21 protein-coding genes, 6 tRNA genes and 1 riboswitch are annotated in these 25,617 nt (G+C 70.2%); of the genes, 9 read left to right on the top strand and 18 right to left on the bottom strand.

Features of this window, described 5'->3' with window-relative positions; genetic code table 11:
* Positions 1–11: 11 nt before the first annotated feature.
* The 4 genes from AC067Z_RS23980 to AC067Z_RS23965 form a co-directional block, all read right to left on the bottom strand.
* Complete coding sequence (locus AC067Z_RS23980) at positions 12–956, bottom strand: aldo/keto reductase (RefSeq protein WP_478791618.1); 945 nt, start codon at positions 954–956, stop codon at positions 12–14.
* A 168-nt stretch (positions 957–1,124) separates the two neighbouring features.
* Positions 1,125–2,171, bottom strand: a complete 1,047-nt coding sequence (locus AC067Z_RS23975) for a M23 family metallopeptidase (RefSeq protein WP_478791617.1) — start codon at positions 2,169–2,171, stop codon at positions 1,125–1,127.
* 11 nt (positions 2,172–2,182) lie between these two features.
* A riboswitch (cyclic di-AMP (ydaO/yuaA leader) is annotated at positions 2,183–2,339 on the bottom strand.
* A gap of 261 nt (positions 2,340–2,600) precedes the next feature.
* The gene (locus AC067Z_RS23970; RefSeq protein WP_478791616.1) at positions 2,601–3,770 is read right to left on the bottom strand and encodes a PP2C family protein-serine/threonine phosphatase; all 1,170 of its coding nucleotides are present in this window, start codon (positions 3,768–3,770) and stop codon (positions 2,601–2,603) included.
* Between the two features lie 196 nt (positions 3,771–3,966).
* Positions 3,967–4,040: transfer RNA gene (locus tag AC067Z_RS23965), tRNA-Met, on the bottom strand.
* 138 nt (positions 4,041–4,178) lie between these two features.
* Between AC067Z_RS23965 and sigJ the strand changes: the two genes are divergently transcribed.
* Positions 4,179–5,057 (top strand): RNA polymerase sigma factor SigJ, encoded by an 879-nt coding sequence (gene sigJ / locus AC067Z_RS23960; protein WP_478791615.1) that lies wholly within the window; start codon positions 4,179–4,181, stop codon positions 5,055–5,057.
* A 308-nt stretch (positions 5,058–5,365) separates the two neighbouring features.
* Here the strand turns inward: sigJ and AC067Z_RS23955 are convergent, their stop codons facing one another.
* From AC067Z_RS23955 to AC067Z_RS23915, 9 genes are all read right to left on the bottom strand, one after another.
* Positions 5,366–5,743 carry a hypothetical protein gene (locus tag AC067Z_RS23955; protein ID WP_478791614.1) on the bottom strand — a complete coding sequence of 126 codons (378 nt, stop codon included), beginning with the start codon at positions 5,741–5,743 and terminating at the stop codon, positions 5,366–5,368.
* A 111-nt stretch (positions 5,744–5,854) separates the two neighbouring features.
* A tRNA-Lys gene (locus AC067Z_RS23950) sits at positions 5,855–5,930 on the bottom strand.
* A gap of 179 nt (positions 5,931–6,109) precedes the next feature.
* A complete protein-coding gene (locus AC067Z_RS23945) occupies positions 6,110–7,207 on the bottom strand; it encodes an FG-GAP repeat domain-containing protein (protein ID WP_478791613.1) in 1,098 nt (365 codons plus the stop codon).
* Positions 7,204–9,069, bottom strand: coding sequence for a hypothetical protein (locus AC067Z_RS23940; RefSeq protein ID WP_478791612.1), 1,866 nt, complete (start codon positions 9,067–9,069; stop codon positions 7,204–7,206). The genes AC067Z_RS23945 and AC067Z_RS23940 overlap by 4 nt, the downstream gene beginning before the upstream one ends.
* Positions 9,070–9,290: 221 nt before the next feature.
* Complete coding sequence (locus AC067Z_RS23935; protein WP_478791611.1) at positions 9,291–11,417, bottom strand: DEAD/DEAH box helicase; 2,127 nt, start codon at positions 11,415–11,417, stop codon at positions 9,291–9,293.
* A gap of 206 nt (positions 11,418–11,623) precedes the next feature.
* Positions 11,624–12,202 (bottom strand): hypothetical protein, encoded by a 579-nt coding sequence (locus tag AC067Z_RS23930; RefSeq protein WP_478791610.1) that lies wholly within the window; start codon positions 12,200–12,202, stop codon positions 11,624–11,626.
* A 128-nt stretch (positions 12,203–12,330) separates the two neighbouring features.
* On the bottom strand, positions 12,331–12,693 hold the full coding sequence (locus tag AC067Z_RS23925) for a fluoride efflux transporter FluC (RefSeq protein ID WP_478791609.1): 363 nt from the start codon (positions 12,691–12,693) through the stop codon (positions 12,331–12,333).
* Positions 12,690–13,184 carry a fluoride efflux transporter FluC gene (locus tag AC067Z_RS23920; protein ID WP_478791608.1) on the bottom strand — a complete coding sequence of 165 codons (495 nt, stop codon included), beginning with the start codon at positions 13,182–13,184 and terminating at the stop codon, positions 12,690–12,692. The genes AC067Z_RS23925 and AC067Z_RS23920 overlap by 4 nt, the downstream gene beginning before the upstream one ends.
* Positions 13,181–13,531 carry a metallopeptidase family protein gene (locus AC067Z_RS23915; RefSeq protein WP_478791607.1) on the bottom strand — a complete coding sequence of 117 codons (351 nt, stop codon included), beginning with the start codon at positions 13,529–13,531 and terminating at the stop codon, positions 13,181–13,183. Before AC067Z_RS23915 ends, AC067Z_RS23920 begins: the two co-directional genes overlap by 4 nt.
* A gap of 76 nt (positions 13,532–13,607) precedes the next feature.
* Here AC067Z_RS23915 and AC067Z_RS23910 point away from each other — a divergent pair, with 76 nt between their 5' ends.
* From AC067Z_RS23910 to AC067Z_RS23895, 4 genes are all read left to right on the top strand, one after another.
* Positions 13,608–15,176, top strand: coding sequence for a metallophosphoesterase family protein (locus tag AC067Z_RS23910; RefSeq protein WP_478791606.1), 1,569 nt, complete (start codon positions 13,608–13,610; stop codon positions 15,174–15,176).
* A gap of 80 nt (positions 15,177–15,256) precedes the next feature.
* Positions 15,257–15,329, top strand: a tRNA-Glu gene (locus tag AC067Z_RS23905).
* 39 nt (positions 15,330–15,368) lie between these two features.
* Positions 15,369–15,443 (top strand) — tRNA-Asp (locus AC067Z_RS23900).
* A 22-nt stretch (positions 15,444–15,465) separates the two neighbouring features.
* Positions 15,466–15,542: transfer RNA gene (locus AC067Z_RS23895), tRNA-Phe, on the top strand.
* Positions 15,543–15,651: 109 nt separating this feature from the next.
* Here the strand turns inward: AC067Z_RS23895 and AC067Z_RS23890 are convergent.
* The 3 genes from AC067Z_RS23890 to AC067Z_RS23880 all read right to left on the bottom strand — a co-directional run bounded on the left by AC067Z_RS23890 (position 15,652) and on the right by AC067Z_RS23880 (position 17,729).
* Positions 15,652–16,482, bottom strand: coding sequence for a cytochrome c biogenesis CcdA family protein (locus AC067Z_RS23890; protein WP_478791605.1), 831 nt, complete (start codon positions 16,480–16,482; stop codon positions 15,652–15,654).
* Positions 16,479–17,222, bottom strand: a complete 744-nt coding sequence (locus tag AC067Z_RS23885) for a DsbA family protein (RefSeq protein ID WP_478791604.1) — start codon at positions 17,220–17,222, stop codon at positions 16,479–16,481. Before AC067Z_RS23885 ends, AC067Z_RS23890 begins: the two co-directional genes overlap by 4 nt.
* Before the next feature lie 87 nt (positions 17,223–17,309).
* A complete protein-coding gene (locus AC067Z_RS23880) occupies positions 17,310–17,729 on the bottom strand; it encodes a hypothetical protein (protein ID WP_478791603.1) in 420 nt (139 codons plus the stop codon).
* 132 nt (positions 17,730–17,861) lie between these two features.
* On the opposite strand from AC067Z_RS23880, the gene hrpA reads away from it, so the two are divergent.
* The 3 genes from hrpA to AC067Z_RS23865 all read left to right on the top strand — a co-directional run bounded on the left by hrpA (position 17,862) and on the right by AC067Z_RS23865 (position 22,386).
* Entirely contained in the window at positions 17,862–21,788 is a 3,927-nt protein-coding gene (hrpA, locus tag AC067Z_RS23875) for an ATP-dependent RNA helicase HrpA (protein ID WP_478791602.1), read from the top strand.
* 92 nt (positions 21,789–21,880) lie between these two features.
* A tRNA-Asp gene (locus AC067Z_RS23870) sits at positions 21,881–21,955 on the top strand.
* A 239-nt stretch (positions 21,956–22,194) separates the two neighbouring features.
* Positions 22,195–22,386 (top strand): DUF6274 family protein, encoded by a 192-nt coding sequence (locus AC067Z_RS23865; RefSeq protein WP_478791601.1) that lies wholly within the window; start codon positions 22,195–22,197, stop codon positions 22,384–22,386.
* A 379-nt stretch (positions 22,387–22,765) separates the two neighbouring features.
* On the opposite strand, the gene bldC is transcribed toward AC067Z_RS23865, so the two are convergent.
* Together bldC and AC067Z_RS23855 are read right to left on the bottom strand one after the other, a co-directional pair.
* Positions 22,766–22,972, bottom strand: a complete 207-nt coding sequence (bldC, locus tag AC067Z_RS23860) for a developmental transcriptional regulator BldC (protein ID WP_003949541.1) — start codon at positions 22,970–22,972, stop codon at positions 22,766–22,768.
* 479 nt (positions 22,973–23,451) lie between these two features.
* A complete protein-coding gene (locus AC067Z_RS23855) occupies positions 23,452–24,282 on the bottom strand; it encodes a DUF8083 family protein (protein ID WP_478791600.1) in 831 nt (276 codons plus the stop codon).
* A 155-nt stretch (positions 24,283–24,437) separates the two neighbouring features.
* Between AC067Z_RS23855 and AC067Z_RS23850 the strand changes: the two genes are divergently transcribed.
* A complete protein-coding gene (locus tag AC067Z_RS23850; protein ID WP_478791599.1) occupies positions 24,438–25,520 on the top strand; it encodes a Leu/Phe/Val dehydrogenase in 1,083 nt (360 codons plus the stop codon).
* The last annotated feature ends 97 nt before the right edge of the window (positions 25,521–25,617 follow it).

Raw genomic sequence — 25,617 nt, 5'->3', positions numbered from 1 at the left:
GGCCGCTCGGCTCACTCCGACGCTGCGGTCAACGCGGCCAGTTCCGACGGGGACAGTTCGAGCTCGGCGACGGCGACCAGCGCCGGCAGCTGCTCGACCGTACGGGCGGAGGCGATCGGCGCGGCGACGGTCGGCTGCGCCGCCAGCCAGGCGAGCGCCACGGTCGCGAGCTCGGCGTCGCGCGAGCGGGCGACCTCGTCCAGCACGGAGAGGACCTTCAGACCGCGCTCGGTCCCCAGGTGCTTGCCCGCACCCTGCGCACGCGCGCTGTCCACCGCGGCCCCCGGCCGGTACTTGCCGGTGAGGAAGCCGGACGCGAGCGCGTAGTAGGGGACGGCGGCCAGGCCGGCGCGCGCGGCCGTGCTCTGCAGCTCCCCCTCGTACGTGTCGCGGGAGACCAGGTTGTAGTGCGGCTGCAGGGCCACGTAGCGGGCGAGCCCCTCGCTGTCGGAGAAGTCGAGCGACGCCTGGAGGCGCTCGGCACTCAGATTGGAGGCGGCGATCGCGCGGACCTTGCCGTCCTTCACGAGCTGGTCGAGGGCGGTGATGATCTCCTCGACGGGCACGGACGGGTCGTCGAAGTGGGTGTAGTAGAGGTCGATGTGATCGGTGCCGAGCCGCCTCAGCGACTCCTCGGCCGCGGCCTTGATCGTGGGACCGGACAAACCCTTGTACTGCGGGTGGGCGCCGACCTTCGTCGCGACGACGATCTCGGAGCGGTTGCCGCGCGAGGCGAGCCAGTTGCCGATGACCGTCTCGGACTCGCCGCCCTGGTTGCCGGGCACCCATGCGGAGTAGGAGTCGGCCGTGTCGACGAAGTTGCCGCCGGCGGCTGCGTACGCGTCGAGCACGGCGAACGACTGCGCCTCGTCGGCGGTCCATCCGAAGACGTTGCCACCGAGGGCGAGGGGGAACACGGCGAGGTCGGACGAGCCGAGAGCGCGAAGGGAGGTCATGCGTGGGTCAACGACGAGGCCGCGCACGGCTATTCCGCCGGCCCGGCGTCGGGGCTGTGCACCGGGCCTACGGCGACATGAGGGTGCGCGGTACGGCATCGCCGTACCGCGCAGCCTTCCTGGCAGACCGCCCTCGTCCCGGGAGAGCGATCGGGCGATCGTCGAGGATCAGACGGTGAGGCCCTTGTCCCGCAGCCACGCCATCGGGTCGAGACCCGAGCCGCCGGGGGTGTGCACCTCCATGTGCAGGTGCGGCCCGGTGACGTTGCCGGTCGCACCGACGCGGCCGATGGTGTCGCCGGTGCCGACCTTCTGGCCTGCGCTGGCCGTCATCGACGACAGGTGGGCGTACCAGACCTCGCTGCCGTCCTCGAGTTCGAGGACGATGCGGTAGCCGTACGAACCGGACCAGCCGGCGGACTTGATGGTGCCGCCGTGCACGGCCTTGACCGGGGTGCCCGTCGGGGCGGCGAAGTCCAGGCCGGTGTGCTGGCCGGAGGACCACATGGAACCGGACTCGCCGTACGTCGAGGTGATCGTGTACGAGGACGTGGGCAGGGAGTAGCTCGCGGCAAGCTTGGCGAGCCGCTCCGCCTCCGCCTTGGCGCGCGCTGCCTCCTCGGCCTTGCGCTTCTTCTCGGCAGCCTTCGCCTCGGCGGCGCTCTGCTGCTTCGCCGCGGCGGCGGCGGCCTGCTCGGCAGCCAGCTTCTCGGCGGCGGCCTTCGCCTCGGCGTCCGCCTCGGCCCGCTGCTGCTCGGCCTGCTGGAGGATCCGGGCGCGCAGCGCCTCTCCGGCGCCCGCCTGCTCGCCGTCCGTGGCCGCGGCGCCGTCGGCGACGGTGGTCATCGCGGTGAGCGGCGCGGTGTTGGCGTCGGAGTCGGCGCCCGCGTCGTCGGAGATGAGCGAGCCCACGCCGGGAAGGGACGCGGCGTCGGGGAGGTTGTCCGCGATCGAGTCCGGAAGGGAGATGGAGACCGCCGGCTTGTCCTGCGCGGTGGCTATGCCACCGGCGCCGACCGCGGCGATGACACCGACTCCGAGGACGGTGGAGCTACGGGCGAGTCCGCCACGCTGTTTTGCGACGCGGTGCCGGCCGCGCACCGGACGGATGGATTCCTCGGTGGGATTCCATTCCTCCCACGTCCGCTCCGCAGGATCGTCACCGAAATGACCGGGTGCGAACGGGGCCTCGGGGGCAGGCATGTTGGACGCCACGAAGGCGTACTCCTTTCCTTCCTTCTCGCCTACCGGGTTAGCTGACGGGTTCGGAGCAGGAAGGTCTCCTACGAGCGTCTTCGACCGCGAACAGAGCGGCAAAAGGTGCCCGATTCACCCCAATTGATGGTTCCCCGGTTCCCTTGCGGGATTCGGCGCGTGCGCACGGTGCCGTCTCTTGCGACGACTGGGACGACCGCGCTGCGTTATCGAACGTTAATAGACGCCGGGGCCGGATTCCAAGCTGTTCCGACTGATCGTTAACGACTGTGGCCAGAACTTACCAGGACAGAAGCGTGCGGAATCGGGCGACTTGATCAAACCTCTTCACGGCGATTGCTTCTGACTGTTCGTCAAATGTTATGCGTAGTGGCACCTTGCGACTACGCACCGTGGCGGAACGCCGTCACCCACCCCGCAGGCCCCGACCTATCCGCGCTCCGGGTCCGTCTCCGCCTTCACGACCCGCACCGTGCGCCGCCTGTCCGGCTGCCCCTCGGCGGGCCGGCCGACCGCCAGCAGTGCCATGTCGTCCGTCGTCCCACCACCCGTGTAGCGGCGCACATCGTCGACGAGCGCGTCCAGCAACGCCTCAGGCCCGGGAAAGAGCCGGCCCCGCAACCGTTCGCCCGGGCTGTAGAACGCACCGCCCGCGTCACGCGCCTCGGACAGCCCGTCCGTGTAGAACAGCAGCGTCGATCCGGCGGGCAGCCGGTAGTCCTGAGCCCGGTCCGGCCAGGCCGCCAAGTCGCCCATGCCCAGCGGCAGGGCAGCCGCGGGCGGCTCCAGCATCAGCAGACCGCCGTCGGCGTGCAGCATCAGTGGCTCGGGGTGCCCGCGGTTCACCAGGCGCACCGTGCCGTCCCCGCCTCCGTCGCCCGGCGGGATCTCACCCAGCACGGCGGTGGTGAAGCGCTCCATCGTGTCCGGTTCCTCCTCCCGCAGCGCCTGGTCACGCTTCAGCGCATGCTCCAGACGCTGCGCCACACCCTCGAGCGAGTCCTCCTGCTCGGCCGCCTCCCGGAACGTCCCGATCAGCACGGCGACGGCCGCCACCGCCTCCATCCCCTTGCCGCGTACGTCGCCCACGATCAGCCGCACTCCGAACGGGGTGTCCTGCACGGCGAAGAGATCGCCGCCGATGAACGCGTCCTCCTGCGCCGCCTCGTACCGCGCGGCGATATGCAGTCCGGCGATCCGGTCCGCGGGGGTCGGCAGCACGGCCCGCTGCGCCGCCTCCGCGATGACCCTCGCCGAGGCGAGCCGCTCACTGCCGCGTTGCACCACCCCGTTGATCAGCAGCGCGAGGACGGCGACCGTGAAGACGGTGCTCGTCTCGGTGACCGCGGTGATCTGCCCGATGGTGCCGTTGTACGTGTGCATGCCGCTGACGGCCAGCATGGCCGCGATACCCATCAGCAGCGTCACCGTCCACGACACGATCGGCGCCGCGACCAGCGGGGCGGCCGCGAACAGCGGCACCGCGGTGAAGCGGGACGGGGTCAGCAGATCGAAGACCACACCGCCGACGATCATCGCCGCGGGCAGCACACGGACGAACCACGGCAACCTGTAGCTGCTGCCCTGCTCTCGCCCCACAGGTGATCTCCCGCCGCTCCGCCCGCGGCCACGCACGCTGCCGCGCTTCTCCCATGCTGCGCGCCGTGGCGCCCGGAGGCGACTTGCCACGCCCGCGCGGGCGAAACCCCAGGCCAGGGCTGGCGAGCGAACACGATCGCACATACGACGAAGGCCCGGTGATCGAGAAGATCGATCACCGGGCCTTCGCCTTCAGTAGCGGGGACAGGATTTGAACCTGCGACCTCTGGGTTATGAGCCCAGCGAGCTACCGAGCTGCTCCACCCCGCGTCGGTGAACACAACCTTACGCCATCGGAAGCAAGATCAAATCCACTTTTCGGCCCCGGTCCTCCCGAGCCGGTCACATCGGCGCTCCGCCACGCGTCATAACAGTGAAAACACGAGCAACGAGGGGTGTGGACGGACCATGAACGAACACGAATTCCTGGCGGAGCGTTTCGAGGAGCACCGCGGCCACCTGCGCGCGGTCGCCTACCGGATGCTCGGCTCGCTGAGCGATGCCGACGACGCCGTCCAGGAAGCGTGGCTGCGTCTGAGCCGCTCCGACACCGAACGCGTCGAGAACCTGGGCGGCTGGCTGACCACCGTCGTCGGCCGGGTCTGCCTCGACATGCTCCGCACCCGCGTCTCCCGGCGCGAGGAACCGATGGAGACCCGCATACCCGAGCCGATCGTCAGCGGCGCGGACAGCCTCGACCCGGAACACGAGGTGCTGCTCGCCGACTCGGTCGGCCTCGCACTGCTCGTCGTGCTGGAGACGCTGGCGCCCGCGGAACGGCTCGCGTTCGTGCTGCACGACATGTTCGCCGTGCCGTTCGAAGAGATCGCCCCCGTCGTGGGCCGCACCCCCGCGGCCGCCCGTCAGCTCGCCAGTCGCGCCCGCCGGAGGGTGCAGGGTTCCGCACCCGTCCCGGACGCCGACCTCGGACGGCAGCGCGAGGTGGTCGACGCGTTCCTGACGGCGGCACGCGGCGGGGACTTCGAGGCCCTCGTCGCCCTCCTCGACCCGGACGTCGTGTCCCGCTCGGACGGCGGCACTCTGCTCCCGGGTTCGCTGGTTCGCGGCGCGCAGGCCGTGGCGGGCAAGGCGATCACATTCGCCCGCTTCGCGGAGGCGGCCCTGCCTGCGCTGGTCAACGGAGCGGCCGGGATGGTCTCGACGGCAGGCGGCGTACCGATGTCGGTGATGGCGTTCACGGTCACCGACGGCCGGATCGTCGAGATCAACATCCTCACGGACCCCGAACGCCTCGCCGCGCTGGACCTCACGGTCCTTCAGCCGTGAGAACTCGGCCTGCGCCCGACAGGGCGCAGGCCGAGCGGGAGGCATTTCTGAGGGGGACGGTCTCAGCAGCCGACGGACCAGGTGTGGGAGCGGCAGTCGGCGGCGGGCTCTGCCCGGGGCGGGGCGGACGGAGGCCCTGGCGGGTGAGACAGGCGTCGGTGAGGCCACGGGTGGCAGCCTTGATCACCTCGTCCGGTCGGGACGGGGCACCGGGGCCGGCGCCGTGCAGCCGGTCAGGAGAAGGCCCGTCAGGAGCATCGGGGTGGTCAGCAGCCCAACAGCCCGCGTACGAAGGGACATCTGGCGAATCAGCCCGGCTCACAACCCATGGTCGTGTCACTCACGCCGTCGAACTTCGTCGGCCAGGCGGTCCAGTTGTTGTCGTGGTCGTCCGGCCGGATCTCCCGGTAGAGGCAACTGCCGCCGGATCGGTGGCTGATGGCGTAGACGCTGACCGCGGCGTGGGAGTCGAAGGAGTAGGCGTGCCGCTTCATCCGGGGATCGGCCTCGCGGTAGCCGGGCGGGGTGTAGGCCCAGGCACCTCCTGAACCCATCTGGTTGGACTCGGGCCAGAAGTACACCTGCCCCGGCGGTACGGCCTGAGCGGCGGGGGCGGTCAGGGCGGCCGGCGCGGTCAGGGCAGCGGCGAGAACGGTGACGACGGTGGCTCTGCGTCGGGAGCTCATGATCAACTCAACGGCGCACCGGCCGCCTGGTCACGGCAGGTCGGCTCGGAGCGCGATGCAGCCCGCGAACAGGATCAGCCCCACGCCAGAAGCTTCTGACGTGGGGCTGAGTGGTAGGCCGTGTGGGACTCGAACCCACAACCAACGGATTAAAAGTCCGCTGCTCTGCCAATTGAGCTAACGGCCCTCGGCACAACACCCCAGAGCATAACCAAAGAGATCCCCCGAGCCGATCGGGTATCCCACGCGCGCCCGCACCGGATGTGGCGGAACAAGGGGGTCCGGGCCCGTGGGACGGGACCGGACCTCACGACCGCACCACACCGAAGTGTCGTACGGGCCCTGTCCTGCGCGCTGCGCGGCGGCTCAGTACAGGCCCTTGAAGGCCGTCCAGCCGCCCCTCCCGATCTGCACGGGTCCGGCGATCGTGCCGTTGCCGTTGCCGCTGTGCCGGTAGAGGTTCCCGGCCGTGTCACGCGCCACGATGTCCGGCTTGGCGTCACCTGTGATGTCGCCCATGCCGACGACGGACGTGTACTTCGTGCCCCAGCTGCCGATCAGCCTCACCCGGGGGGTGACGCCGCCGGCCGCCGTGCCGTAGTAGCGCCACAGTGCGCCCGCTTTGTCGTGGCCGAGCAGGTCACCGCGGCCGTCGCCGTTGAGATCACCGGCGCCGACGATCTTCGTGTACGTCTTCCAGTTCGTACCGATCTTCACCCGGCCCTTGAGGCGGTGGTCCGCCGTCCCGGCGTAGAAGTACATGTCACCTGTGACCGTCTGACGGGCGATCAGGTCTGTGAAGCCGTCGCCGTTCACATCGCCGGGCGACGTGAGCACGTCGTACTGCCCCCAGCCCGAGCCGATCACCGTGCACGGCGCCGAGTGCGTCAGGGGGTTCCCGCAGCCGGGCCGGTACACACGCAGTTCGTTGCCGAGCCGCATCAGCACGTCGTTGCAGCGGTCGCCGTCGACGTCCCCGAACGGCACCGGATACGCGCCGACCGCGAACGTGTCGCCCGCCTGACGGGCCGAGACCCCACCCGTGCCAGTGCCCTTGTACTGCAACACCAGACCAGCAGAGTCCTTCACCAGCATCTCGCCGAAACCGTCGTTCCCCGCCAGGTCACGCCGGACCGGCGCCGCACCGCTGATCGCGACCGTGCCGGTCGTCCTCAGGTCCGCGCCCTGGCCGTCGGCGGGCTTCGCCGTCAGGGTCCACGTGTAGGCACCGTTGGCGACGAGCTTGCCGTTGCCGTCCTTGCCGTCCCATGCGCCCTCGATCAGGCCGCGGGCCTCGCCGCCGGAGAGTGTCCGCACCCCCGCGCCCGTCGCCTTGCTCTTCAGGGTGAGCGTCCACGATGCCGCGGGCTTGGACAGCCACCACCGCGGCTTCCACGAAGCCTTCTTGATGTCGGCCGTGCTCCTGGGGTCCGCGTCCAGCAGGGTCAGCGCGGAGGTGGTCACTCGGGATGGCACCACATGGGTCTCGCCGGCACCGTCCACGTACGTGAGATGCCCGCCGAAGCGGTCGACGTTCCAGCCGTGGCCGGGCTCGACGGCCGAGGGCCGGCCGACGGCCCGGGTCCCCGCCGTTCCGCGGACATCGGTGATGCTGACGACACCCGCCTGCTCCCACCCGACGTACCCGTCTCCGAGGACTGCCGAACGATGGGACGGAAGGGAAGGGCCACATTGCGCTTGGTGTTCATGTCGTGGACCCCGGCGGACCCCGCGCACTTCCAGTACACGCTGGACGACCACACCTGGACGTCCTCCAGGTCGCAGCTGCCCACATCGACGCTGCGGACCGTCTTCCCGGTCCGGACGTCGACCGCATCGACGACGCCGGCGGAGGTGCCCTCGATCCAGAGGGTGGAGCCGACGAGTGAGGTCGCCCGGTAGTCGATCTCACGGCTGAACACCCGCTGCTGTCTGTCCAGGTCCAGCACCTCGTGCCACACGTGGCCCATCGAGTACGCCGCGTACCGGCCCGATGCCTCCAGATCGTCGCTCAGATGGACGCTCGGAATGTGCGTACCGGGCAGCTGCTCCCCGCGCCCGACGGCGTACAGGCCTGAGCCGTTCGCCTCCTCGAACACGACACGGCCGTCACCGGTGGGCAGCAGCTCGGGACACCAGTAGGGCTCGCAACCGCCGTAGAACTGATAGCTGTTCTCCCCCCGGTCGACGCGCGGTCCGGCCGTGAGTGCCCCGCCCGTCGTGAGTTCGGTCGAGCGGAGCCGCGCCCTGTTGTAAGGCACCCGGTCCACGGTGTGCAGATCGCCCTGGGCGGCGGACACCCGCACCGTGCGGGACTCGACGAGCGGAATGTCCGAGACCTTGGTGGCCGTCGGCTCGTCCGTCGCGTTCTCCTGCACCGAGTACACCGAGCGCTCGGTACCCTCGCCCGCCCGCACGAACAGCATGCGGCCGTCGATGGCGCCAGGCCAGGGTGAGGTGCCGACGACCCGGTCGAGGACGGGCTGTTCGGCACCCCCCGCGAGCGGTACGGCGAACACCGTCGCGGTGGCAGCTTCCGGCGGCTTTCGCGACACCAGCAGGTCACCGCCCAGGACGCCGGTAATGCCCCCGTCCTTGGGGAAGTGGAGCTCGTGAACCGGCTGCGACCAGTCCTCCACGTCCCAGATCCTCATCGGGCCGTCCGCGGGCCACTCGAAGAGATGGCGACCGCGAAGAAGGACCCGGGCGTTGAAGGAGGCGTAGTCGAGCGGGACGGGATGCAGGATCATCGATGCGCCGATCCAGCCCATGCTGCGCTTGTCGCCCACGCTGTAGGCGACGAAGAATCCGTTCCGACTGGCCAGGCCCGTGAACGCGATGCGATCCGCGCCGGTCGGGAAGCCCGTGGCCGTACGGTCGGTGACGCCGTTCTCGGTCCAGGTGAGTTGGTGCACCGTCCAGCCGGCCGTGTCGTGGCGCTCCATGGTGACGACCGTTTCCCCGATGATCTGCCGGAAGTACTGTCCCGACGGGATCGGGATGACCCTCTCGGCGCCGCCCTGCATGTCCTGGAGCACGACGGTGCTGTCGTCGTCGTGGTAACGGGCGACCGTGTCCGATCCCGTGCCGCGCAACGTGAACGCGCCCTTGGCGTCGTACGGCTTCTGCGACCCGTCGGCGTACGAGACGTACGTGAAACCCCCGTCGTGGCCACCACGGATGAACCCGGAGATGCCCGCGACCGGCACGTCGTCCGCGTTCGGATCGACCGACTGCTCGACGGGAAGGGTGAGCGTGGCCGATGGCGCCTCGACGGCCTCGGCAGACGTGAGTCCCACAGGGACGACGGGCAGCAGAGCAGCCACGACAGCAGCGGCGGCCGTCGTGCGGGCACGACGGCTTCTCGGCGCATTGCGCAACAAGGTAAGGCCCCTCCCCAGGAAACCTGAAGCTCTAAGAGACGGGCGGTGCGCCGTCGCAGGCCCCCCTGGCCGCGCATCACGCCCGTTCGAATTGAGCGAGAGTAGCAGCAGGGCCCGCCCAACACCGAGGTGTTGGACGGGCCCTGATCAGGAGTTATGCGACGTCAGCCGTTGCGCTTCCAGCGCGGCTTGTCGTCGCGGCGGCCGCCGCCGAAGGAGCCGGTGTTCGAGCCGGCGCCGCCACCGCGGTGGTCGTCACGACGGCCGTACGGGCGGTCGCTGCTGCCGGAGCGGAAGCCGCCCGCGGGGCGGTCGTCACGACGGTCGCGGTTGAACGGACGGTCGCTGCCCCGGTGGCCGGCCGGACGGTCGTCGCGGCGGAAGCCACCACGGTCGTCACGACGGTCACGGTCGAAGCCACCACGGTCGCGGTTGAAGCCACCACGGTCGTTGTCACGGCGCTCGAACGGACGGCCACCGCGGTCGCCACGGTCGTCGCGGCGGAAGCCACCACGGTCGTTGTCACGACGCTCGGTCGGACGGTCGTCGCGACGGAAGCCGCCACGGTCGTCACGACGGTCGCGGTTGAAGCCACCACGGTCGTTGTCACGGCGCTCGAACGGACGGCCACTGCGGTCACCACGGTCGTCACGACGGTCACGGTTGAAGCCACCACGGTCGTTGTCGCGGCGCTCGAACGAACGGCCACCACGGTCGTCACGACGGTCGCGGCTGAAGTTGCCCCGGTCGTCGCGGCGGTCGTAGGAGGAACGCTCCTCGCGAGCGGGCTCGCGCACAGGCTGCGGCTCCGGCGTCGCGGCGATCTCGGCCTCGGCGGCCTCGGTCACCTCGGCGATCGCCGCCTCCGGGTCCTCGCCGCGCTCACGGGCCGCGCGCGCCACCAGGCGGTCGGCCTCCTCGCGCAGTTCGGTGGCGCGGCGCTGCGCGCGCTCCAGCTCCTTGGTGAGCTGGGCGGCCTCGCGCTCGGCCTGCTTGGCCGCGTTGTTCGCGGAGTCGGCCTGGACCTCGGTCAGCGAACGGGCGCCGGTGATCTCGGCGACCTCCGGCTCGAACGCGCCGGCGCCGCCGACGATGTGGCGCGAGGCGTCGACGCCCGCGTCCTCCATCAGCCGGAAGATCTGGCGGCGCTGGTGCGGCAGCGAGAGGGAGACGACGACACCGGACTTGCCGGCTCGGGCCGTACGGCCGGAGCGGTGCAGGTAGTCCTTGTGGTCACCGGCCGGGTCCACGTTCAGGACCAGGTCGATGCCGTCGACGTGGATACCGCGGGCGGCGACGTCGGTGGCGACGAGCGCGTTGACGTAGCCGTCCTTGAAGTCGGCCAGGGTGCGCGTACGGGCGCCCTGGGTCATGCCGCCGTGCAGTGCGTCGGCCTTCACGCCGGAGTCGCGCAGCTGCTCCGCGATGCGGTCGGCGCCGAGCTGGGTGCGCACGAAGATGATCGTGCGGCCCTTGCGGGCGGCGATGGCGGCCGTGACCGGCGCCTTGTCCTTGGGCTTCACGACGAGCACGTGGTGCGTCATGGTCGTGACGTTGCCCTGGGCGCTGTCCACCTCGTGGGTGACGGGGTTCGTCAGGTAGCGCTTGACCAGCGTGCTGATCTCGTTCTCCATGGTGGCGGAGAAGAGCATCCGCTGGCCGCCACCGGGGATCTGGTCGAGCAGCTCGGTGACCTCGGGCAGGAAGCCCAGGTCGGACATCTGGTCGGCCTCGTCGAGGACGGCGACCTGGACGTTCTCGAGGGAGCAGGCGCCGCGGTTGATGATGTCGCGCAGGCGGCCCGGGGTGGCGACGAGGACGTCGACGCCGCGCTCCAGGGCGTAGATCTGGTTGCCCATGGACGTACCGCCGCAGACGACCTTCATCTTCAGGCCGAGCACGTCGCCGTACGGCTGGAGCGCGTCCGCGACCTGCATCGCGAGCTCACGCGTCGGCGTGAGGATGATGGCGCGGGGCTTCTTCTTCTCCGTCTGCCCGCCGGCCAGCGTGGCCAGGGTCGGCAGACCGAAGGAGAGGGTCTTGCCGGAGCCGGTGCGGCCGCGGCCGAGGATGTCCTTGCCGGCCAGGGCGTCCGGGATGGTCGCGGCCTGGATCGGGAACGGGGTGGTCACGCCGTTCTGCGCAAGCTTGCGCACGACGCCCTCGGGCAGACCGAGGTCCGCGAAGGTGATCTCGGGGGTGGTGTCGACGGCCTCGACGACCTCTGCCGCCTCGGCGACAATCTCGTCGTTCTCGGGCATGACGGCGTGATCAGTACTGAAAGTGGACATGCGAAATGCGAAACCTTCCGGAGTCTCGGCACGCGCCCAAACTCCGTGAATTCGCAATTCGACCGCCTCAATGCGGTCAGCCACGGCTAGGGAGAGTACGCGCCACGCGGCGCTCTTCCTTTTCGGCGCCGGGCAATGGGATCAAACGATCTACCACCATACGCACCCTCCCCACACGATGGCAAACCCGCTGTGAGTGATGCCGGTTACATCGGGCCGTACACCGGGCCGACCTGCGGAGACGCGGCCGGCTCCGCACCGGCGCCCGGCTGCTGCTCCACCAGCCGCATCGCCCCCGCGTGCACCTCCGGCGCGGACGAGGCGGACGGCTGATCCGCCGGCTCGCTCGGCAGCGGCGTGGGGCTGGTCGGCGGCGGCACGGACGGCTCGGTCGGCGGCGGGGTCGAGGGCTGGTCCACGGGGGGAGCGGGCGTGCCACGGGTGGGTGCCGGCTTCCCCGGCTGCGTGGGCCGGGCACCAGGTGTGGGCGCGACGTCGGCGCTCGGCGTGCCGCTCGGGCTCGACGACTCCTCGGGGTCCTTCCCGTCCTTGCCGTCCTTCCCGTCCTTGCCGTCGGCGCCGTGCCCGGCCGGCTGCTGCACGCCGCCCGGGATGCCGTGTCCCCCGTCCGATTCGGCCACGGTCCCGCGCCGGTCCGCCGACGAGCTGGGCGCGGGCTTCCTGCCCTCGTCGTCGCTCACGCTCATACAGCCGGCCGTGGCCAGGACCACCAGTGAAGCGGTGATCCGGACGGCCGTCCGGCCGGGGGCTGACAACTGGCGCACGGGGGCACCTCCGGGACAAGGGCGGGTTTCCCTGCCCAACTCCCGCCACCCCGCAAGGGACACGCCCACGGCCCGGCGCGTCGCGGAACGGCATCCCGTCGTGGCCGCCGCGCCCGCCCCCGGTGTCCTCAGCCCGCCAGTCCGCGCGCCAACTCCATGCCCAGGAAGACCGATCCGAGCCCGACGAGCAGCGAGGCCGCCACATTCGCCGCGGCCAGGAACGTCCAGCCGCGCTCCGCCAGCCGCAGCGTCTCGTACGAGAAGGTGGAGTACGTCGTCAGGGCCCCGCACAGCCCCGTGCCGAGCAGTGCGAACGTCGCGGACGACACCGACGCCCCTGCCAGCGCCCCCAGCACGAGACTCCCCGCGGCGTTCACCGTGAACGTCCCCCACGGGAACACCGAGTCGTGGCGCGCCTGCACCGCACGGTCCGTCAGATAGCGCAGCGGGGCACCGACCGCCGCACCGATCACCACCAGCAGCCAGTTCACCGCGTGGCCCTCCGCGACACGGCGGCCCGGGTCAGCGTGGCCGCGGCCCACACCGCACCCAGTGCGCCGGCGACCGTGCCGCCCGCGTAGGCCAGTGCGGTGCCGCCCTCGTCCCGCTCCAGCAGGTCCGAGACGTCGAGCGCGTACGTCGAGAAGGTGGTGAATCCGCCGAGTACCCCCACTCCCAGGAACGGCCGCACCAGCGGACGGGCGACGCGGCCGCCCTCGCTCACCAGCACCATCAGCACACCGATCAGCGCGCAGCCGAGCACGTTCACCCAGAAGACGGCCCAGGGATACGCCCCTTCGGGGGTGGGCCACAGCCGGGTGGCTCCGTAGCGCGCACACGCGCCCGCCGCTCCACCCGCCGAGATCGCGGCGAGCACCGTCCACCGGTGCACTCCGGCCAACTCGGCGCGCTGCGCGGGCACCTTCAGGTCGACGTCCGGGTCGATCGCCTCCGGTGCACCGTCCTTCCGGCGAGGGGTCATCCGTAGCCCAGTGCGTGCAGCCGCTCGTCGTCGATCCCGAAGTGGTGGGCGATCTCGTGCACCACGGTGATCTCGGTCTCCTCGACGACGTCCTCGCGGGTGTCGCACATTCGCAGCGTCGGCCCCCGGTAGATGGTGATCCGGTCCGGCAGCACCCCCGCGTACCACTCACCGCGGTCCGTCAGCGGAGTCCCCTCGTAGAGCCCGAGCAGCTCGGGGTCGTCCGGGGCGGGCTCGTCCTCCACGAACACGGCGACGTTGTCCATCAGCCGCGTCAGTTCGGGCGGGATCCTGTCCAGGGCCTCGGCGACCAGTTCCTCGAACTCCTCGCGCGTCATCTCCAGCACGTGGCCATTGTCCCGTACGGCGTGACCACCCCGCCGCCCCGGCATGGTCCCGGGCCTCTCTGGGCATACGGGACCAATGGCCCGCGAAGCCCCGGAACCGCACCGCTCGCCCCGCCCGACCCCTGCCGCACTCCTCGCCCGGCTGCGCCTCGGCCGCCGCACGGACCCGCCCACCACGGCGCTCGAGCCCACCCCGCGCCCGTGGACCCGCGCGCTCGGACTGACAGCCGTCGTCCTCGTCGGCGCGTGGCTCGGTCTGCTCATCGTCGGCAACGTCCGTACCCCGGTCGGCCCCATGGACACCACCATGACGCTCCGCCCCTCGCTGAGCGGCGGCACGAAGATCAATGTCTCGCCCCTGGGCGCCCTGGAACTCGACTCGCACGTGGCCCCCGTCCGTCTCGACGTCGACGTGGACCGCCTCGACCCCGTCCGTTCCCAGGTCCTCGTCGAACACCCCGAACGACTGTCCGGCCTGCAGGACGAGGTGTCGGCCGATGTCCGGGACGGAACCACCGAACTGGCCCTGCGGTCGTGCGTCGCGGTGGTGTCCGGGGCGACCGCGCTCGGCCTCGCCGTCTACCGCCGTCCTCGCCGCGCGCTCGCGGCGGGCGGTCTCGCGCTCACGCTCCTCGCCGTCTCCGGCATCTCGGCCGCCGCGACCTGGAACCCGAAGGCCGTCCTGGAGCCGAAGTTCTCCGGACTGCTGTCCTCGGCGCCCTCCGTCGTCGGCAACGCCCGCTCCATCGTCACCGAATTCGACGTCTACCAGAAGGAGTTGGCGCGACTGGTCACCAACGTCACCAAGCTGTACGACGCGACGTCGACGCTCCCCACCTACCAACCCGACCCGGGAACGATGCGCGTGCTGCACGTCTCCGACATCCACCTCAACCCGGCGGCCTGGCACATCATCGGCTCGCTCGTCGAGCAGTACGGCATCGACGTGATCATCGACTCCGGCGACACGATGGACCACGGGTCGGCGGCCGAGAACGGCTTCCTCGACCCCATCGCCGATCTGGGCGCCCCCTACGTCTGGGTGCGCGGCAACCACGACTCCCGGACGACGCAGGCGTATCTGTCCCGGATGAAGAACGTCCACGTCCTCGACGAGGGGAAGGCCGTCACCGTCGGCGGCGTGCGCATCGCGGGCGCCGGCGACCCGCAGTTCACCCCGGACCGCTCGGTCGTCGCCCAGGGCGACCCGGCCGAGCGTATGACGGGCCTCCGCCTCGCCTCCGCCCTGCGCGACCAGGAGAGCCGCGGCACGCCCGTCGACATCGCGGTCGCGCACAACCCCGTGGCCGCGCGCGAGACCGACGGCACGGTGCCGCTGGTACTGGCCGGCCATGTGCACCACCGCGAGACGGAGGTCATGAAGTACGGCACCCGCCTGAAGATCGAGGGCTCCACGGGCGGCGGCGGCCTGCGCGCGGTGCAGAACGAGAAGCCGGAGAAGGTGCGCGCCTCGGTGCTCTACCTCGACCGGGCGAACCGGCAGCTGCAGGCGTGGGACGAGATCACCCTGGGCGGTCTGGGCCTGACGACGGCCGAGGTGAGCCGCCACGTCGCGGACGACGCGGCGCCCTCCCCGACACCGACTCCGACACCCTCCCCGGCCTCCCCGTCGCCCTCCTCCTAAACCGTTTTGGCGATACCTCGCTGCATCCCATATGCTTCTCACGTCCCCGACGCGCTGCGAAGCGCCCAGGCGGGCCCTTAGCCCTCATCGTCTAGTGGCCCAGGACGCCGCCCTTTCAAGGCGGTAGCACGGGTTCGAATCCCGTTGGGGGCACGCTTTACCGTGTGCGAGACTTGGTCTCGCACATTGCTTGGTCCTGTGGAGCAGTTTGGAGTGCTCGCCACCCTGTCAAGGTGGAGGCCGCGGGTTCAAATCCCGTCAGGACCGCTGGAGCTCGAAAGAGCCCCGTGGCTGGGTAGCTCAGTTGGTACGAGCGATCGCCTGAAAAGCGATAGGTCGCCGGTTCGACCCCGGCCCCAGCCACCAACCGAAGGCCCCGATCCCCGGATCGGGGCCTTCGTCGTTCCCGGAGGCGGATCGGTCGGCGCACGTGGCGGGTCGGTCGGCGCGTGCACCGACCGACCCGCCCCCGCCGTCACACCTTTTCGCGGTCCCCGCGCCCGCGGCCGCGAACGCCCAGGATCACCGCGGCGACACCGGCCACCAGGACCAGCAGCGCCCAGTCCGGAACGGCCCTCCCGACGCCCGACGCCCACTCCTCGACCGCGAACGAGTCGTCGACGGACAACAGGCCCGGCAGTGCCGTTGTGCCGTCGAAGACCAGGAACACCGTGCCGAGCAGCACAAAGAACAGCCCCGACAGCAGCGATGTCGTATGCAGCCGGAAGCGGCCCACCGTCAGCTCCCGGCCGCGCAGCCAGCGGCGGCCGCCCAGACCGAAGCGGTCCCAGAGCAGGGCGAGCAGGAACAGCGGGACCGCCATGCCGAGCGCGTACACCGCGAGCAGCAGTCCGCCGTAGACAAGGCTGCCGCTCAGCGCCGCCACCGTCAGGACACTGCCCAGGATCGGACCCGCGCAGAAACCCGCCAGCCCGTAGACCAGACCGAGGGCGTAGACGGACAGCGCCGTCGTCGGCCGGATGCGGCCGGACACCTCGGCGATACGGCGCGAGGCGAAGCCCATGCCCAGGATCTGGGCGGCGCCGAGCGCGACGATCAGCCAGCCGCCGACGGAGACCAGCAGGTCACGGTTGCCGTAGAACAGCCGGCCGGCGAAGGAGCCGGCCGCGCCCAGCGGGACCAGAGTGGTGGCCAGCCCCGCGTAGAAGATGCCGGTGCGGGCCAGCAGCTTTCCCGTGGAGTCGATCGAGTACGCGAAGAACGCCGGGAGCAGCAGGGCACTGCACGGGCTGACCAGTGCGAGCAGACCGCCGAGGAACGCGGCCAGATAGCCGATGTCGTTCATCGCGCGGCCCGCTCGGCCGCTTCGATGGCCTCGCCGAACGTCTCCTCGGGCTGGGCACCCGCGATCGGCCGGCCGTTGACCAGGAAGGACGGCGTGGATGTGGCGCCGAGCGCGTACGCCTCCTGCTGGTCCCTGGCAACGGCCTGACGTGCCGCGTCGCTGTCCAGGTCGCGGGCGAACCGGTCACCGTCCTTCACGCCGGCCTCCTGGGCCAGGGCCTGCAGCCGGTCCTTGCCGAAGCCCTTCTCCTTGGCCCCCTCGGCATAGGCGGCCGCATGGAACTGCCAGAAACGGTCCTGCTGTCCCGCCGCCCAGGCGGCACGCGCCGCCGACTCCGACTCCTCGCCGAAGATCGGGAAGTTGCGCCACTCGATGCGCAGGGTGCCCGCCTCGACGTACTTCTTCACCAGCTCCGGCTCTGTGTCGCGGGCGAACTTCCCGCAGTAGCCGCACTTGAAGTCCGCGTACTCGACCAGCACGACGGGTGCGTCGGCGCGGCCGACGGCCAGCGGATCGTCGGCGCCACGGCGGGCGAGCTTCTCCAGTTCCCGGTACGTGCCTGCCGCCGGATCGGCGGACACGTCGGCGACGGCACCCGAGTCGGCGGAGGACGGGTCACCGGGCCGGGTGGCGGTGTAGGAGGCGAAGCCGAGCAGCAGCGCGGCGACGAGCACGCCCGCGCCGATGGCGACGGGCCCGCGGGAGGAAGGACGGGCGGAAGAAGAAGAGGACGAAGGCATGGTGGTGCTCCTGAGCGAAGGCGGAACGGGACGGTGGCGGGACCGCCGGGCCGAGGGAGTGTCCGGCGGATCGTGGCCGGGCATCCCCTACACGCGCAGGATGGAGAGGTCGAGCGGGGAGGGCGGGGCGAGCGGCGGAGGTCCGCGCAGCGGGCGGACGGGCGGCGTCGCACCGTCGGGAAGAGGGGCCGAGGCCGGCGCACCGGCGTCCTGGTGGAGCGCGGGCAGCAGTTCGTGGGCCGAGCTGCCGCGGGGCGGGATGCCCGGGTGCGCTCCCGAGTCCTCGTCGCCGGAGCCCCTGCCGCACCCCGGTGCCTGCGCCGGTGCCGTCCCGGCCGTCTGCCCGGCGACGGCGACGGTGACCACCGTGTCACTCGCGTTCGCCGACGGAACGGACGGCCCCGCGACAGCCGTGCCCGCGACGCATCCGAGCAGCACGCCCAGCAGCCCGAGCAGCAGGTTTGCGGTCACCGCGAGGCGGTGGCCGCGGTCGCGGCCGATCGGCATGGAGGCGCTTTTCCCTTCAGGGCTCTGCGGTCAGGACACTCCGGGGCGTGAACGATTCGCTCCATACTGCACCAGACCCTGGACGAAATGCGTTCGCCAGTGGTTTCCCGGGGGTGCGATCCTGGACTCCGTATGTCTACTTCCTTCGCAGACCTCCAGACCCTGCTGGCCGGGGCGTCCCTGCGCGACGCCCACCGGCTCGGCCGCCGTCTCGAGGGCGCCCGCCGCATCCGCAAGCCCGAGGCGCGGCAGGCCGTGCTGGACGAGATCGCCGCCGAGGCCGAGAAGTCCGCGGCCCGCACCGCGCGCCGCGCCGAGCGCGTGCCCGAGGTGTCGTACCCCGAGCAGCTCCCGGTCAGTCAGAAGAAGGCCGAGATCCTCGCGGCGATACGGGACCACCAGGTCGTGATCGTCGCCGGCGAGACCGGCTCCGGAAAGACGACCCAGATCCCCAAGATCTGTCTGGAGCTGGGCCGGGGCGTACGGGGGATGATCGGCCATACCCAGCCCCGCCGCATCGCCGCCCGCACGGTCGCCGACCGTGTCGCGGAGGAGCTGCGCACCCCTCTCGGCGAGGCGGTCGGCTGGAAGGTCCGCTTCACCGACCAGGTGAACCAGGACGCCACCTTCGTCAAGCTGATGACGGACGGCATCCTGCTCGCCGAGATCCAGACGGACCGCGAGCTGCGCGCCTACGACACGATCATCATCGACGAGGCGCACGAGCGGTCCCTGAACATCGACTTCCTGCTCGGCTATCTCGCGCAGCTGCTGCCCCGCCGCCCCGACCTGAAGGTCGTGATCACCTCCGCGACGATCGACCCCGAGCGGTTCTCGCGCCACTTCGGTGACGCACCGATCGTCGAGGTCAGCGGCCGTACGTATCCGGTCGAGCTCCGCTATCGCCCCCTCCTCGAGGAGGATTCCGCGGACTCCGACCGCGATCAGATCACCGCGATCTGCGACGCCGTCGAGGAGCTGCAGGGCGAGGGCAAGGGCGACATCCTCGTCTTCCTGTCCGGCGAACGCGAGATCCGCGACACCGCGGACGCCCTCAACAAGAAGCAGTACAGATTCACCGAGGTGCTCCCCCTCTACGCCCGCCTCTCGCATGCCGAGCAGCACCGCGTCTTCCAGCCGCACACCGGCCGCCGCATCGTCCTCGCCACGAACGTCGCCGAGACATCGCTGACCGTCCCCGGCATCAAGTACGTGATCGATCCGGGCACCGCCCGTATCTCCCGCTACAGCCACCGCACCAAGGTCCAGCGCCTGCCCATCGAAGCGATCAGCCAGGCCAGCGCCAACCAGCGCAAGGGCCGCTGCGGCCGTACGTCCGACGGCATCTGCATCCGGCTGTACTCCGAGGACGACTTCGCGGCCCGTCCCGAGTTCACGGACGCGGAGATCCTGCGGACCAACCTGGCGTCCGTCATTCTTCAGATGACGGCGGCCGGCCTCGGCGACATCGAGAAGTTCCCCTTCATCGACCCGCCGGACCACCGCAACATCCGGGACGGCGTGCAGCTGCTCCAGGAACTGGGGGCGTTCGACCCGGCCGAGAAGGACCCTCGCAAGAAGCTCACCCAGCTCGGCCGCAAGCTGTCGCAGCTCCCGGTCGACCCCCGCCTGGCCCGCATGGTCGTCGAGGCCGACAAGAACGGCTGTGTCCGTGAGGTCATGGTGATCGCGGCCGCACTGTCGATCCAGGACCCGCGGGAACGCCCGGCCGAGAAGCAGACACAGGCCGACCAGCAGCATGCCCGCTTCAAGGACGAGACGAGCGACTTCCTCGCCTTCCTCAACCTCTGGCGCTACGTGCGCGAGCAGCAGAAGGAGCGCGGCTCGTCGAGCTTCCGCCGCATGTGCAAGCAGGAGTACCTGAACTTCCTGCGGATCCGGGAGTGGCAGGACATCTACTCCCAGCTGCGCACGGTCGCCAAGCAGATGGGGATCCACGTCAACGAGGACGACGCCCCCGAGCAGTCGGTCCATGTCTCCCTGCTCGCCGGCCTGCTGTCGCACATCGGCATGAAGGACGTGAAGGAGGGCGCGAAGAACGAGTATCTGGGCGCCCGCAGCGCCAGGTTCGCCGTGTTCCCGGGATCGGCCCTGTTCAAGAAGCCGCCGCGCTTCATCATGTCCGCGGAGCTGGTGGAGACCTCGCGGCTGTGGGCCCGGGTCAACGCGAAGGTCGAGCCGGAGTGGATCGAGCCTCTCGCCGGACATTTGCTGAAGCGTACGTACAGCGAGCCGCACTGGGAGAAGGACGCGGCCGCGGTCATGGCGTACGAGAAGGTGACGCTGTACGGCGTGCCGATCGTGGCCCAGCGCAAGGTGAACTACGGGCGGATCGACCCGGAGACCTCGCGCGACCTGTTCATCCGGAACGCCCTGGTCGAGGGTGACTGGCGCACGCACCACAAGTTCTTCGCGGACAACCGCAAGCTGCTCACCGAGGTCGAGGAGCTGGAGCACCGGGCCCGACGCCGCGACATCCTCGTCGACGACGAGACGCTCTTCGACTTCTACGACCAGCGGGTCCCCGAACACGTCGTGTCCGGCGCCCACTTCGACTCCTGGTGGAAGCACAAGCACCGTGAGCAGCCCGAACTGCTGGACTTCGAGCGCGAGATGCTCATCAACGAGAAGGCCGGCGCGGTCACCAAGGACGACTATCCGGACTCGTGGCGCCAGGGCCGGCTGAAGTTCCGCGTGACGTACCAGTTCGAGCCGGGCGCGGACGCGGACGGTGTCACCGTCCACATTCCGCTCCAGGTGCTGAACCAGGTCACCGACGAGGGTTTCGACTGGCAGATCCCGGGGCTGCGCGAGGAGGTGGTCACCGAGCTGATCCGCTCGCTGCCGAAGCCGATCCGCCGCCACTACGTTCCGGCGCCGAACTACGCCACGGCGTTCCTGGAGAGGGCCGTGCCCCTCCAGGAGCCGCTGCCCGTGACGCTTGCGCGTGAGCTCCAGCGAATGGTCGGCGTCCCCGTCGGCGCGGAGGACTTCGACCTCACGCGGGTCCCCGACCATTTGAAGATCACGTTCCGGATCGTCGACGAACGGCGCAGGAAGCTCGCCGAGGACAAGGACCTCGAGACGCTGCGGCTCACGCTGAAGCCCAAGGCGCGCAAGGCCCTGTCCGAGGCCGCCGCCTCCTCCAGCCCCTCGGGGCAGTCGCTGGAGCGCTCGGGCCTGACCGACTGGACGATCGGCACGCTGACGAAGGTCTTCGAGACCCGGCGGGCCGGTCAGCCCGTGAAGGCGTACCCGGCCCTCGTGGACGCCGGTGACTCCGTCTCCGTACGGCTCTTCGACAGCGAGGCGGAGCAGGCCCGGGCGATGTGGCAGGGCACCCGCCGTCTGATCATGCTCAACATCCCGGTGAATCCGGCGAAGTTCGCCTCCGACAAGCTGTCCAACCAGCAGAAGTTGGCGCTGTCCAGCAATCCGCACGGCTCGATCCAGGCGCTCTTCGAGGACTGCGCCACGGCCGCGGCGGACCGGCTGATCGCCGACCACGGCGGTCCGGTCTGGGACGAGGAATCGTTCCGCAAGCTGTACGACAAGGTCCGTGCCGATCTCGTCGACCTGACCGTGCGCACGATCGACCAGGTGCAGCAGGTCCTGGCCGCCTGGCACGCGTGCGAGCGCCGTCTGAAGGCCACGACGAGCCCGACCCTGGCCGCCAACGTCCAGGATGTGCGCACCCAGGTGACAGCCCTCGTACCGGCCGGCTTCGTGACGCGCACGGGCCTGCGGCGGCTGCCGGATCTGATGCGGTATCTGGTCGCCGTGGACCGCCGCCTGCAGCAGATGCCGACGAACGTCCAGCGCGACACCACGCGCATGGAGAAGGTCCACGACATGCAGGACGAGTACGCCTGGCTGCTGGAACAGATGCCGCAGGGCCGTCCGGTGCCGCAAGAGGTCCTGGACGTCCGCTGGATGATCGAGGAGCTGCGGGTGAGCTATTTCGCGCACGCGCTGGGCACCGCGCACCCCGTCTCGGACAAGCGGATCGTGAAGGCGATCGACGCGTTGGCGCCGTAGCGGACACGTTGCCCGTGGTGAGTTCGACCGGAGCAGCTGACCTGCTGTACAGTCTTCCTCGCAGCCCAGGGAACATACGGGCTGCGAAACCTGGTCCTGTGGAGCAGTTTGGAGTGCTCGCCACCCTGTCAAGGTGGAGGCCGCGGGTTCAAATCCCGTCAGGACCGCGCGATACAGCGAAGGCCCGCATCGAATCGATGCGGGCCTTCGTCGTGTCCGCCCATCGCCTGACCCACCGCCCGGCCCGCTCCCGGTGCCCCCTCCTCCGCATGTGCGCATGCGGCCACGCCGTCTTGACGGCGTCATCTGCCACCGGTACCCAGTGACTAGGGCTTTGTCCGGCCCTGATCCGCCGGACGGGCCCCCAGCGGCCCTTGGGGACGGCACACACCTGGAGGTGACGTGCATGGCGGCGTCCACGGCGAGGCACTACGAGACACGGGCGCTGCTGCGCGCCCATCTGGCGGCCTCCACGGGCTTTCGCCACCTCACACGGAGCTGTCCCATCTGCCATCGGCTCCTGCGGCTCGCCCTGGAGCGACCCGAGGGCGAGCCGAGCGCACCGTCCGACGAGGACGAAGGTCCTGCCGACGGGTGACCAACGACCGGCGCCATGCGCCTCTTTCGGTGACAGGCTGGAGTTTGGCAAGAGTTGCGCCATGTGACGGGTGTCACCGAACGTGTTTTCCGAAGTCCCACGCTTAACCCCTCCCTACAACCTCCCCATTTAATATGTGCCATTGCACTCTCCCTCAGGGGGTCCCGGCACTCGACAGCGATGTCATCCGGCAGGCCGGCCGGCACCGTACGGCACCCCCCCGGCACGCCTCCCCAGGGCACAAAAAAATCGCGCTGGACCCGGCGGAGTCCAGCGCGATCGAAGACGAATATCTGTTGGGGCAGACGCGCGTCAGGTGGAGCTAGTGGTGGGCGGATCCAGGGTGGGGGCCCCGGAAATGCCCGGTCAAGCGGGGTGTTCAGGCCTCGCTGCGCTGTTGCGGAATACCCGCAAGCAGTGCGCGGACCTCTGCCTCGCGGTAGCGGCGATGTCCACCGAGCGTGCGGATGGACGTGAGCTTGCCCGCCTTAGCCCAGCGGGTGACCGTCTTCGGGTCCACGCGGAACATCGTGGCAACCTCAGCCGGGGTCAGCAGCGGCTCGGCATCAGGGGTGCGAGCGGTCATGAGCGGCCTCCTCGGGAGAACCGAACCATCTCGGTTCTTTCCTCTAAATTCTGCACCTTGACCCACGTTGCCTGAAATGGCGGACGCGGGCCGAGTCGGTTATAGGACGAACGGCTTGTCCTCGGCACTACAACTACACCATCTGTCCAGCCACGTCGGCCAAACCGATGGAATTGCCCTCTCAGGTGTTCATCAGCGGCCGAAGCCCGATGGACCATGCCATAACGGACAGTTACGTCACAGTAACGATCAGTCACAGAGCGATCAGGAGTCGTCAGACCCCCCATAGAGTGCAATGCTGAGGAATCCGCCCGTAGGTGGACGGAAGGAACCCTCCCCGGACTCCTTGTCCTATTTTGACACGAGGGTAGGCGATGGGCGCAAGGGCGCGGTTAGTGCCGTCCGTCACGCTTGAGGCAATAGCCCGGATCGGGACCTACGTCCCCCGGAGCGGCAGCGAGCGTCGCCGCCTGCCGCCGTCAATTGGCGAACTGACGATCCCTCACAGCACGCCAACGCTCCGTCAGCCGGCCGTACGCCTCCGCCGCGCCCTCGCCGTCCCCCGCCCGCAGCGCCGCGATCCCCTCCGCCACATCGGCCGCGGACCGGTCGTCGACGAGCTGCTCGCCGGGGAGCGCGTGCACCAGGCCGCCGTAGTCCAGCTCGACCAGCGAACGCGGATGGAATTCCTCCAGCCACCGGCCCACGTCGACCAGGCCGTCGGTCAGCGGTCCCTCGTCGATCGTCTCCCGCAGCGTCCGCAGCCCCCGTGCCAGCCGCCGCCTCGCCTGCACCATCGGTGTCCGGTAGCGCAGCGAGGGCGCCGACGCCTCGTACTCGCGCTCCTCGTCGGCGACGAGCACGAACCATCCGACCGGCACCCCCCACACCGAGGTACGGATCCAGGGGCGGGCGTCCGGGTTGGCCGCCCGCCACTCCTCGTAGTCAGCCGCGGCCTGTCCCCGCACGACCGGGGGCAGCACCGCGTCCAGCAGCGGGGCGGGCAGCTGCCCGGGCAGCTCCTCCAGTGCCAGCCAGCCGCGCAGCCGGGTGCGCCACGGGCACACGCACACCACACCGTCGACGTCCGTGACGAAGGCGTCCGCGCTCTCGTGGACCGGGACGGCGACCGGCGGGGTGGGCAGCAAGTCGGCCAGGGAGCGCCGCAGTTCGTCCTGCGCGGTGGGGGCGTCGTCCTTGCGGGCGTAGCGCGCCCAGTGGCTGCGCTCCGGCTCCGGGAAGGCCGCCAGTGGCTCGTAGACCCGGAGGTAGGCCGCGTAGGGGACAAGAACCGAGGACAGCGCTGGCATGGCACAAATCCTTCCACGCCCTTACTCCGCCGGAGGGTGATCCTCGGCACTGAGTCCGATCTACGCGCGCGTAGGACTTACTCTCTTGCCCAACTGGACCTTCCCCACCCGCACGAAGGTCCGCATCCGCCGCTTCGTACTTGGGAGTCACCACCGTGACCGATGTGACCGACGGCGTCCTGCACACCTTGTTCCGATCGGAGCAGGGCGGCCACGAGCAAGTCGTGCTGTGCCAGGACCGTGCCTCCGGCCTGAAGGCCGTCATCGCCATCCACTCCACCGCCCTGGGCCCGGCCCTCGGCGGCACCCGCTTCTACCCGTACGCCTCCGAGGAAGAGGCCGTCGCCGACGCGCTGAACCTCTCCCGGGGAATGTCGTACAAGAACGCCATGGCCGGTCTCGACCACGGCGGCGGCAAGGCCGTGATCATCGGTGACCCCGAGCAGATCAAGTCCGAGGACCTGCTGCTGGCCTACGGCCGCTTCGTGGACTCCCTCGGCGGCCGCTACGTGACCGCCTGCGACGTCGGCACCTATGTCGCCGACATGGACGTCGTCGCCCGCGAGAGCCGCTGGGTCACCGGCCGCTCCCCGGAGAACGGCGGCGCCGGCGACTCGTCCGTGCTCACCGCATACGGCGTCTACCAGGGCATGCGCGCCTCGGCCCAGCACCTGTGGGGCGACCCGTCGCTGCGCGGCCGCAAGGTCGGCATCGCCGGTGTCGGCAAGGTCGGCCACCACCTGGTCGAGCACCTGGTCTCCGACGGCGCCGAGGTCGTGATCACCGATGTGCGCGAGGACTCCGTACGCCGGATCCGCGACAAGCACCCGCAGATCACGTCGGTCGCCGACACCGCGGCACTGATCCGTACCGAGGGCCTGGACGTCTACGCGCCCTGCGCGCTGGGCGGTGCGCTCAGCGACGCCACCGTGCCCGTCCTGACGGCCAAGGTCGTCTGCGGCGCCGCCAACAACCAGCTCGCGCACCCGGGCGTCGAGAAGGACCTCGCGGACCGCGGGATCCTCTACGCACCCGACTACGTGGTCAACGCGGGCGGTGTCATCCAGGTCGCCGACGAGCTCCACGGCTTCGACTTCGACCGGTGCAAGGCGAAGGCGTCGAAGATTTTCGACACCACGCTGGCAATATTCGCACGTGCGAAGGATGACGGGATTCCGCCGGCCGCCGCGGCCGACCGGATCGCCGAGCAGCGCATGGCGGACGCCCGCCGTCGCTGACCCTCGCGGACGCCTGGCCTGCCGTTCCGGGGAGACAAGACTCACCCCGGTCGGCGGGTCGGCCGCCAGGAAGAGGTTAAAATCGCAGTTGACCAGC

The organism is Streptomyces sp. NPDC043812 (assembly GCF_056436245.1).
Note: the sequence above shows the minus strand (reverse complement) of the source record. Positions and strands in the feature narration are given on the sequence as shown.

Coding starts and splice junctions, on each gene's coding strand:
- bldC (WP_003949541.1), bottom strand. CDS start 22,972: ATGACCGCTCGCACCCCTGATGCCGAGCCGCTGCTGACCCCGGCTGAG.
- AC067Z_RS23890 (WP_478791605.1), bottom strand. CDS start 16,482: ATGAACGACATCGGCTATCTGGCCGCGTTCCTCGGCGGTCTGCTCGCA.
- AC067Z_RS23865 (WP_478791601.1), top strand. CDS start 22,195: ATGGCGGCGTCCACGGCGAGGCACTACGAGACACGGGCGCTGCTGCGC.
- AC067Z_RS23855 (WP_478791600.1), bottom strand. CDS start 24,282: ATGCCAGCGCTGTCCTCGGTTCTTGTCCCCTACGCGGCCTACCTCCGG.
- hrpA (WP_478791602.1), top strand. CDS start 17,862: ATGTCTACTTCCTTCGCAGACCTCCAGACCCTGCTGGCCGGGGCGTCC.
- AC067Z_RS23920 (WP_478791608.1), bottom strand. CDS start 13,184: ATGACCCCTCGCCGGAAGGACGGTGCACCGGAGGCGATCGACCCGGAC.
- sigJ (WP_478791615.1), top strand. CDS start 4,179: ATGAACGAACACGAATTCCTGGCGGAGCGTTTCGAGGAGCACCGCGGC.
- AC067Z_RS23880 (WP_478791603.1), bottom strand. CDS start 17,729: ATGCCGATCGGCCGCGACCGCGGCCACCGCCTCGCGGTGACCGCAAAC.
- AC067Z_RS23910 (WP_478791606.1), top strand. CDS start 13,608: ATGGCCCGCGAAGCCCCGGAACCGCACCGCTCGCCCCGCCCGACCCCT.
- AC067Z_RS23955 (WP_478791614.1), bottom strand. CDS start 5,743: ATGAGCTCCCGACGCAGAGCCACCGTCGTCACCGTTCTCGCCGCTGCC.
- AC067Z_RS23885 (WP_478791604.1), bottom strand. CDS start 17,222: ATGCCTTCGTCCTCTTCTTCTTCCGCCCGTCCTTCCTCCCGCGGGCCC.
- AC067Z_RS23980 (WP_478791618.1), bottom strand. CDS start 956: ATGACCTCCCTTCGCGCTCTCGGCTCGTCCGACCTCGCCGTGTTCCCC.
- AC067Z_RS23935 (WP_478791611.1), bottom strand. CDS start 11,417: ATGTCCACTTTCAGTACTGATCACGCCGTCATGCCCGAGAACGACGAG.